Origin of the sequence: Pseudoalteromonas sp. Z1A2 (assembly GCF_011378755.1) — a bacterium.
Lineage (GTDB): Bacteria > Pseudomonadota > Gammaproteobacteria > Enterobacterales > Alteromonadaceae > Pseudoalteromonas > Pseudoalteromonas distincta.
Genome location: NZ_WTKX01000003.1, coordinates 292974 through 301449 on the forward strand (window position 1 = coordinate 292974; position 8476 = coordinate 301449).

General features: G+C 39.9%; 10 protein-coding genes and 2 pseudogenes. 10 read left to right on the forward strand and 2 right to left on the reverse strand.

The window, feature by feature from the left end:
- The 6 genes and pseudogenes from GQR47_RS04250 to GQR47_RS04275 all read left to right on the forward strand — a co-directional run.
- A pseudogene (locus GQR47_RS04250) lies at window positions 1-289 on the forward strand (electron transport complex subunit RsxC); the annotation flags it as partial.
- Window positions 286-1344, forward strand: coding sequence for an electron transport complex subunit RsxD (gene rsxD, locus GQR47_RS04255; protein ID WP_024595472.1), 1059 nt, complete (start codon window positions 286-288; stop codon window positions 1342-1344). The pseudogene GQR47_RS04250 and the gene rsxD, both read left to right, overlap by 4 nt.
- Entirely contained in the window at window positions 1341-1982 is a 642-nt protein-coding gene (gene rsxG / locus GQR47_RS04260; protein ID WP_024595473.1) for an electron transport complex subunit RsxG, read from the forward strand. Before rsxD ends, rsxG begins: the two co-directional genes overlap by 4 nt.
- A complete protein-coding gene (locus GQR47_RS04265; RefSeq protein ID WP_024595474.1) occupies window positions 1979-2677 on the forward strand; it encodes an electron transport complex subunit E in 699 nt (232 codons plus the stop codon). The genes rsxG and GQR47_RS04265 overlap by 4 nt, the downstream gene beginning before the upstream one ends.
- A 49-nt stretch (window positions 2678-2726) precedes the next feature.
- Complete coding sequence (nth, locus tag GQR47_RS04270) at window positions 2727-3359, forward strand: endonuclease III (protein WP_024595475.1); 633 nt, start codon at window positions 2727-2729, stop codon at window positions 3357-3359.
- Between the two features lie 774 nt (window positions 3360-4133).
- A pseudogene (locus tag GQR47_RS04275) lies at window positions 4134-4477 on the forward strand (VOC family protein).
- 91 nt (window positions 4478-4568) lie between these two features.
- Here the strand turns inward: GQR47_RS04275 and GQR47_RS04280 are convergent.
- Window positions 4569-5468, reverse strand: a complete 900-nt coding sequence (locus GQR47_RS04280) for a LysR family transcriptional regulator (protein WP_024595477.1) — start codon at window positions 5466-5468, stop codon at window positions 4569-4571.
- A 112-nt stretch (window positions 5469-5580) separates the two neighbouring features.
- Here GQR47_RS04280 and GQR47_RS04285 point away from each other — a divergent pair, with 112 nt between their 5' ends.
- The 3 genes from GQR47_RS04285 to GQR47_RS04295 are packed head-to-tail and all read left to right on the forward strand — an operon-like array spanning window position 5581 to window position 7187.
- On the forward strand, window positions 5581-6264 hold the full coding sequence (locus GQR47_RS04285; protein WP_024595478.1) for a pirin family protein: 684 nt from the start codon (window positions 5581-5583) through the stop codon (window positions 6262-6264).
- A 41-nt stretch (window positions 6265-6305) separates the two neighbouring features.
- Window positions 6306-6911 carry an isochorismatase family protein gene (locus tag GQR47_RS04290; protein WP_240915859.1) on the forward strand — a complete coding sequence of 202 codons (606 nt, stop codon included), beginning with the start codon at window positions 6306-6308 and terminating at the stop codon, window positions 6909-6911.
- A 60-nt stretch (window positions 6912-6971) separates the two neighbouring features.
- Window positions 6972-7187 carry a hypothetical protein gene (locus GQR47_RS04295; protein ID WP_024594841.1) on the forward strand — a complete coding sequence of 72 codons (216 nt, stop codon included), beginning with the start codon at window positions 6972-6974 and terminating at the stop codon, window positions 7185-7187.
- Between the two features lie 140 nt (window positions 7188-7327).
- On the opposite strand, the gene GQR47_RS04300 is transcribed toward GQR47_RS04295, so the two are convergent.
- Complete coding sequence (locus GQR47_RS04300; protein WP_024594842.1) at window positions 7328-7951, reverse strand: tyrosine-type recombinase/integrase; 624 nt, start codon at window positions 7949-7951, stop codon at window positions 7328-7330.
- A 206-nt stretch (window positions 7952-8157) separates the two neighbouring features.
- On the opposite strand from GQR47_RS04300, the gene GQR47_RS04305 reads away from it, so the two are divergent.
- Window positions 8158-8343 (forward strand): hypothetical protein, encoded by a 186-nt coding sequence (locus tag GQR47_RS04305; RefSeq protein ID WP_024594843.1) that lies wholly within the window; start codon window positions 8158-8160, stop codon window positions 8341-8343.
- Window positions 8344-8476: the final 133 nt, after the last annotated feature.

Sequence of the window (8476 nt, forward strand, 5' to 3'; positions counted from 1 at the left end):
CGATACGCCCGTTGATGATAAAAAAGCAGCGGTAGCTGCGGCCATAGCTCGTGCTAAAGCTAAAAAAGCGGCTAAAGCACTAGAAGATACCGAACAAACTCAGCCCCAAGAGCTACAAGTTGATAGCACAGCACCTAAGAGTGCAGAAAGTAATACCGATGACTCATCAGATCTTATTAACGCAGATAAACCTAAATCAGCCGACGATAAGAAAAAAGCCGCCGTGGCTGCTGCAATTGCGAGAGCAAAAGCTAAAAAGTTACAAAAAGAAGGAAATAATCAGTCATGAAATTAACCATGGCCAGTTCGCCGCATAATCACAGCCATAAATCGTTAACGCGATTAATGCTTAGCGTTATTGCTGCGTGTATTCCTGGGCTAATTGCTCAAGTTTTCTTTTTTGGAACAGGTGTCCTTATTCAACTGGTACTAGCGCTTGTTGTTGTAAGCGTATTTGAAGCTGCAATAATGCTAATACGAAAGCGCCCTGTTTGGCCTGCATTAAGTGATGGCAGTGCGTGGCTTACTGCCGTGTTATTGGCATTGAGTATCCCTCCACTTGCCCCTTGGTGGATAATCGTTATTGGCTGTTTATTTTCTATTGTTATAGTTAAACAGCTTTATGGCGGCCTCGGGTTTAACTTATTCAATCCAGCAATGGCGGCTTATGTACTGCTTTTAGTTTCGTTTCCGGTACAAATGACCGCATGGTTGCCTGTCACTGATTTAATAAATACGCCAATAGGCTTTGCTGATCAGCTAAGGCTAATATTTACCGATTTTACGGCCTCTGGGTTTAGCCTAGATCAAGTACGCGCAGGGGTTGATGGCCTAACAATGGCAACACCACTGGATACTGTTAAAACAGACATAGCCCACGGTTTAACCGTTACCGAGAGCATGCAAAAGCCAATATTTAACGAATGGGCTGGCCTTGGTTGGGCATGGGTTAATTTAGGCTATTTAGTGGGTGGTTTATACTTACTAAAAGCAAAAATAATTAACTGGCATATTCCTGTCAGTTTTATCGCAACTTTAGCTGTATGTAGTGCTATTGGATATATCGCATCACCTGGTACAGAGCCGGGCACCCTATTTCACTTATTAAGTGGTGCCACTATGATGGGAGCCTTTTTTATAGCGACCGATCCGGTATCTGCAGCAACAACTAACAAAGGGCGCTTAATTTATGGCGCACTAATTGGCTTACTAATTTATTTAATTCGTACCTTTGGTGGTTTTCCTGATGCTATCGCATTTAGCGTATTACTGATTAATATTGCAGTCCCGCTAATAGACTACTACACACAGCCACGTACTTATGGCCATGGAGCAGTAAAATGATCATTTCGTCAATGGCTAAAAATGGTGCTATTTTAACTGCGTTTGCGTTAGCAACAACGGGCTTAGTTGCCTCTATCAACGCGCTTACTGCCGATAAAATTGCAGAGCAAGAACAACTGCAACTTACTGCGCAGCTACAAGAAGTGCTCGACCCAAAATCGTACGACAATCAATTATCACAAGATTGCGTAATTATTACTGACGAAAAACTAGGCCCACACGCAAACCAAGTAATTTACCGTGCTCGTAAAAACAATAAACCAGTCGCTGTTGTTATTAGGCATGTTACGCCAAACGGCTACAGTGGCGATATTAACTTATTAACAGCTGTATTGAGTGATGGCACTATTGCTGGCGTGCGTACGACTAAACACGAAGAAACTCCTGGTTTAGGCGACAAAGTAGAAGTTAAAAAATCAATTTGGATCACAACATTTAAAAGCTTAACGGTTGAAGGCGAAGAAGACGCTCGCTGGGCTGTTAAAAAAGATGGCGGCCAGTTTGATCAATTTACAGGCGCGACCATAACACCACGTGCTGTTGTGGGCTCTGTTAAAAATGCCGTATTGTTCGCACAAACTAATTTTGATGATATTTTTGCAGCACCTAATGCCGAATGTATGGAGGTAGCTAAATGAGTGAGTTAAAAACATTATACAAAGAAGGTGTATGGGTAAATAACCCTGCCCTTGTACAGCTTTTAGGTTTATGCCCTTTACTTGCCGTTACCTCAACTGTAACAAATGCCTTAGGTTTAGGCTTAGCAACTTTACTCGTACTAATAGGCTCAAATGTTACCGTATCGATTGTGCGTAACTGGGTGCCAAAAGATATCCGTATACCTGTATTTGTAATGATCATCGCGGGCTTTGTAACAATAGTTCAATTACTTATGAACGCTTATACCTTTGGTTTATATCAATCATTGGGAATTTTTATCCCGTTGATTGTAACTAACTGCGCCATTATTGGCCGCGCCGAAGCATACGCCTCTAAAAATCCTGTTCATTTATCAGCATTTGACGGCTTAATGATGGGCTTAGGCTTTATGGCTGTATTGTTAGTGTTAGGAGCTATGCGCGAATTAATTGGCCAAGGTACACTGTTTGACGGAGCCGATTTATTACTTGGCCCATGGGCACAGAGCATGCGCATAGAAGTATTTAATTTTGATAATCAATTTTTACTGGCAATTTTACCACCGGGTGCCTTTTTAGGGCTTGGGCTACTTATTGCTGCAAAAAACGTAATTGACGCACAAATAAAATCAAAACAAGTTGCACCGCCAGAGGCTGAAAAAGGCCCTCGAGCACGTGTTACTAGCTTAACTTAAGGGGAAAACGTATTAGAGCAACAATTAGCACTAATACGTTTTAAGTTGCATGAATAAAGAAAAACGTCACCAAATACTGTCGCGCCTGCGCGACGATAACCCGCACCCAGTTACAGAGCTTGAATATTCAAGCCCGTTTGAGTTACTCGTAGCAGTAACACTCTCAGCACAAGCAACTGATGTAGGCGTTAATAAAGCCACTCGAAAGTTGTTCCCTGTTGCTAATACACCACAAGCCATTTTAGATTTAGGTCACGATACACTGCGTGATTATATAAAAACCATCGGCTTATTTAACTCTAAAGCTGCCAACGTGTACAAAATGTGCCAAATATTGGTAGATGAACATAACAGCATCGTGCCAGAAAATCGTGAAGCCCTAGAAGCCCTACCAGGCGTTGGCCGTAAAACCGCTAATGTTGTACTCAACACAGCCTTTGGCTGGCCTGTAATAGCCGTGGATACACATATATTTCGTGTATCTAACCGTACCAAGCTTGCCATGGGTAAAGATGTTGTCGCTGTAGAACAAAAGCTTGAAAAGGTTGTACCAAAAGAATTTAAAGTAGACGTTCACCATTGGCTAATACTACACGGGCGCTACACCTGCGTAGCACGTAAACCTAAATGTGGCAGCTGTATTATTGAAGACTTGTGTGAGTTTAAAGATAAAACAGAGTAACTATAGGCAGCCTTGAGCGATAACCAGACATTCAGGTGGGTTGTAATTGTCTTCGTAATAATAAAAGAATACTTTCCCTTTTTCACATGTTTAAATAAGCATAATACTTATAACTGGTAATAACTTACACTATTTGCTATTAATATAAGTTCACAAAATAAGGATGTCTTCGCGCTAAAATAGGGAGGTGTCCTCTGATAAAGTTGTTATACATTTAGAAGGAGGTGTAGTGATCCGTGCTCTTAAAATTTTAATTTTTGGACTATTTAGTGGACCAATTCTAGCCGAATTAACCGGTTTCATATCCCCTTTTGTCATGTTACAAAATGAAGAATTAGGTTATCAATTCCAAGATTCAGCTTATTACATCGGAGCATTTTCAAGTGTGTTTTTTTCAGTAGCATTGCTGTTCGCTGCTTTTAACACGTCAAAGATTTCCTATAAAATTGGGAGCTCTGTTATAGCTTTACTTTACATAATTTCCTCGTGTTATGTTTTTCTCGACAGTGAGAGCCGAATGTAAACGATAATCTATGGCTTAAATTATTTGTGCAGTGTGGCTAGTTTAACTTTAGGGGCCTTTATCGCCTTACACTGTTTTAAAAACACAACTCACTCTGTATATAAACATGCATAACAACTTAATAAGCTCGCTCACTACGTTCACAGGGACGCATACACGCAGGGCGGCTTTGGTGTTTGCGCTCGTTATTGAAAAGTTATACGCTAGGAGTTTGAATGAAATTTAACCAGGTTACCTTACCAGTAAAAGATATGGATGTTGCTGCTAACTTTTATCTAAAACTCGGCTTCACTCAAATTGTCGATCCGCCCCATTACACAAGTTTTCTTTCCCAGATGGGAATTCTACTTTTTCCTTACCACTCGAATCCAGTGAATTTGAAAACAGTTCTGTGATTTACTTCGAGCATGAAAAACTTGATGAACTGTGTACTGAGTTGACAAAAAAAGGTTTTCAGTTTGAACAACAGCCGACAGAGCAACGGTACCTGTGGAAAGAAGCAATACTTAAAGATCCGCCTGGTAATAAAATCCAACTTTACTGGGCAGGTGAAAACCGCTTAAATTTTCCTTGGAAAGTTGAGAAACGTATATAAAAAGTGACTAAGTTTATGAGCGTCAGCTCAGCACATAACCATCACTCAGTAATGATACCTTCAAAGAAAAATGTACTGTCAAAGCAGTCCTTCAGCGTGATAATTTTTTTAAAAAAGTATCTGTTGTAAAGTTAAGAAAAGCTTTCACTTTAGGTATCTTTGCGCGATGCTTTGGATATAGCACATAAACATCGATATCACTCATACCCCATTTGGGAAGGATGTTGATTAATTCTGCATTGCTGATTGCTTTTTTACACATATAGCTGGGTAAGAGTGCAATACCTTCACCGTCAATAGTCGCCTGCTTTACGACAGAAAAATCATCAACAGCAAGCCTTGGATTTAGCTGAACTATTTCTTTTTTTTCCTTTGATATAAGCTCTACCTTATTATCGCTACCAAGCATACGCATTAACAATAAGTGATGATTACACAGCTCACCAATTTCTTTGGGCTCATTGTTAAGCTTTAAATAGGAAGGGCTTGCATAGAATTTTCTTTGAGCACTTCCTAATCGTTTACCAATTAAACGTGAATCATCTAAGTCACCAATCCGAATTAAAAGATCAAAGCCCTCTTCAATAAGATCAACTTGGTGATTAGCTAAACTTAGTTCTATATTGATATCGGGGTATTTACGTAAAAATGAAGAGATAACCGGTTTGATGATTTGCTGACCTATAGTCACCGATGCGCCAATTCTTATCGTGCCTTTATAACTGTGAAGTATTTCAGAAACGGTAGCATCAGCTAAATCGATTTCCTCACGAATGCGTTTGCAATGTGTTAGAAAGCGTGTACCTACCTCTGTTAAATTTTGTGAGCGTGTTGACCTTTCAAGCAGTGTCACCCCTAATTTTTGCTCCAACCGAGATACCTTGCGACTAACATTAGCTTTAGGTATGCCTAAACGTTTAGCACCAACAGTAAAACTACCAGCCTCAACCACTGCAAGGAAAACTAACAGGTCATCCACATCATAATTCATATAATTTCTAATTGTTGTTGAAAGTGGAATTATCTTATCAAAAAGCCCTTATATATAAAACAGTAAATAGCGCCTATGATTACTTTATTAACTGATATGACAGGAGTATGAAATGCATATACTTTCAAAAAACACCCTCACTTTGGGAGGTTTTGCAGGTTTACGCGAACATCGATTAGTGACAGACACACAGCTTTTTGGGCAACGCAAATCACCTGAAACATCAGAAGGCTTAGGCAATTTTGTTTATTTGGCTGATGCACAGTTTAACCCACATGGTGAAACAGGTATGCATTCGCATATGGAGATTGATGTAATTTCGGTGATGATTGATGGTCAAGTTAGCCACGAAGGATCGTTGGAAAACGGTCAAGGTCTTGAAAAGGGAGATGTGCAGGTGCAGCGGGCTGGTGGAGAGGGCTTTTCGCATAATGAAATCAACCCCGACAGCCAAAGAAATCGAATGATACAACTATGGGCATTGCCTGAAGAGAAGGGCCAACCAGCGGGTTACAAATATTACTCGCCAAAAGCTCAAGGTGTAACACGCATCTATGGGGGGAGCAAAGAGCAGTCCGACACATTCAATAGCTCGACAATTATCGACATCATAAAACTTGATGTCGGCAAAAGCATTCAATTACCAAATGAGTCTTTGGTATACGTAACAGATGGAAGCGCTGAATTTACTGAAGCCAATGACAGACAGGCTGTTCAAGACGGCGACCTAATTCGAAGCATTGATGCTGAAGTAAAAGCAATTACGCCACTTAACATGATAGTCGTACATCAATAATTACAAACCATCAGGAGAAAGAAATGAATAAGTTTACTGAAATGCTAACTATAGATAACGCCGTTTTGGCAATGATAGACCATCAAACAGGCTTATTGGTTAGTTGTAGAGACCAAGATCCGCATTTGATGACACAAAATATCAAGGGGTTGTGTTCATTAGCAAAAACCGTGGGCATGCCATCCATTATTACTGCCAGTATGCCTGATGGACCTAACGGGCCTATCATGACTGAAATTACTGATATTTTAGGCGATGATATAATAGAGCGTGCTGGTGAGATTAATGCATGGAAAAGCCCTGAGTTTAAACAAGCCATTAAAGCCACTGGCCGAAAGAAAATTATCATGGCAGGTATTGTGACTGATGTTTGTTTACTATTTCCAGCCATATCAGCCGTTGCTGAGGGGTACGATGTATATGCCGTTGTTGATGCTTCTGGCACTTGGAATAAAGCTGTAACTGATGCTGCTATGCATCGAATGACACAAGCTGGTGTGAAAGTGGTCACATGGGCATCTGTATTAGCGGAAGTGATGGATGACTGGCGAAGCGAGCATGGCATAGCGCTCGGCGGCGTGTTGGGCGAACATACAAGCTATCGTTGGGTGTATAACAGTTTCCTTCAGGCCAGTGGCCAGAACTAAAACTATTTGGCCGTATGTGAGTACGGCCGTTATTTAAAATTCTTGATAAATGTATTGACTATGAATAATGTAAAAAAACCTAATCAACATATCATAGCGCTGATTTCATTCTTAGCGCTCGTACCTTTGGTTTATTTTATCCCTGATTTTATTGGGCGGTATGTAACAGATAATAAGTTGCTCAACGTTATCGTAGCTGTAGGTATTATTGTGCCATTAATTTCTTATGTTGTTGTACCACTCTCACTAAAATTACTTGATAAGAAGTTAGATTAAGGACCATTTAATTTTAGAAACAGAAATTGTCAAAGTGAACAAACAGACCGCTTACTGCTAACTAAAGCAAGTCAACAAGTTGCTATGAGTGCTATTGGCACGTGCCAGACTCTAACTTCGAGTCTGGCTTAGCTTCAAATTTAAGCATCGATCTGTTCTGATACTTCTAACGCATCATCAACTTCTATTCCCAAGTATCTGACAGTGCTCTCTAGTTTTCTATGGCCAAGTAGAAGCTGACAGGCTCTTAAATCTTTAGTTTTTTTGTAAATTAGTGATGGTTTGGTACGTCTCATTGAATGAGTACCATATTGAGTCTTATCTAACCCAATTGAGGTGACCCAAGAGTCAACTATACGTCCATATTGACGGGTTGAGAGGTGTGCAGAAGAATGAACTCGTGATTTAAACAAGTAATCATAAAAATTGAGACTAAATTGCTCTATGAGCGCCACAATTGAGATCCTTGTATTTCCAGTAATTTCAAATTGAACAGGCATACCAGTTTTTTTTTGAACGACTATTGCCCTTGATTGGATTGTTTTACCATGTGCGATGTCGTTAACTTTTAGTGAAACTAAGTCACATCCTCTTAGTTTGCTATCTATGGCTAGGTTAAATAGTGCTAGATCTCTTATTTTATGAAAAAGTTCTAGTCGTATTCGGATAGCCCATATTTGCTGTAATTTCAGAGGTAACTTTTGTCCTACAAGCTTATTTTTATTCCAAGGCTCTTTAGGCTGATATATTGTTAACTGATGCATTAGTTGTACTCCGGTGTTTATGGAGTTTTAAGCTTAGCCCGCTACAAAAGAATTCGGGTATGAGCGAACAGCGGTCATTGGAAAAGTTAAATTTATTCTAGTGCTTTGAGTAGAAATCTAATTTTGTCCAATAACATTATTAAACGCCGTTTTGGTGTGTTATAAGCTGTTAGTAAGACACGAATATTTCGCATATGGAGTTGCCAATGAATAACGAAACAAATAACCCTCGCATTAAAGAAGATGTTGAGCCAAAAGACCTAATTAAAATGCAAACTGAAGTCGGTTTAATTGAATCAATGCTTCAGTCGAAGACGCTCACAGCTATAGTCATCATTGCAATTATTTTGTTGGGTGGCTTTTTCATGTTCTTGTCCAAGGTGACAGGTTAGCCGCAACAGAATGTATTGCTAACAAGCATCTAAATCCTACATTGCCGGCAGCCACACTTTTAGCAAGCAACGCAAAAAGCCCGCCAGTGCAAGGCGTATTAGGCGAGCGTTAACAATGTCCGCAATTGGCACT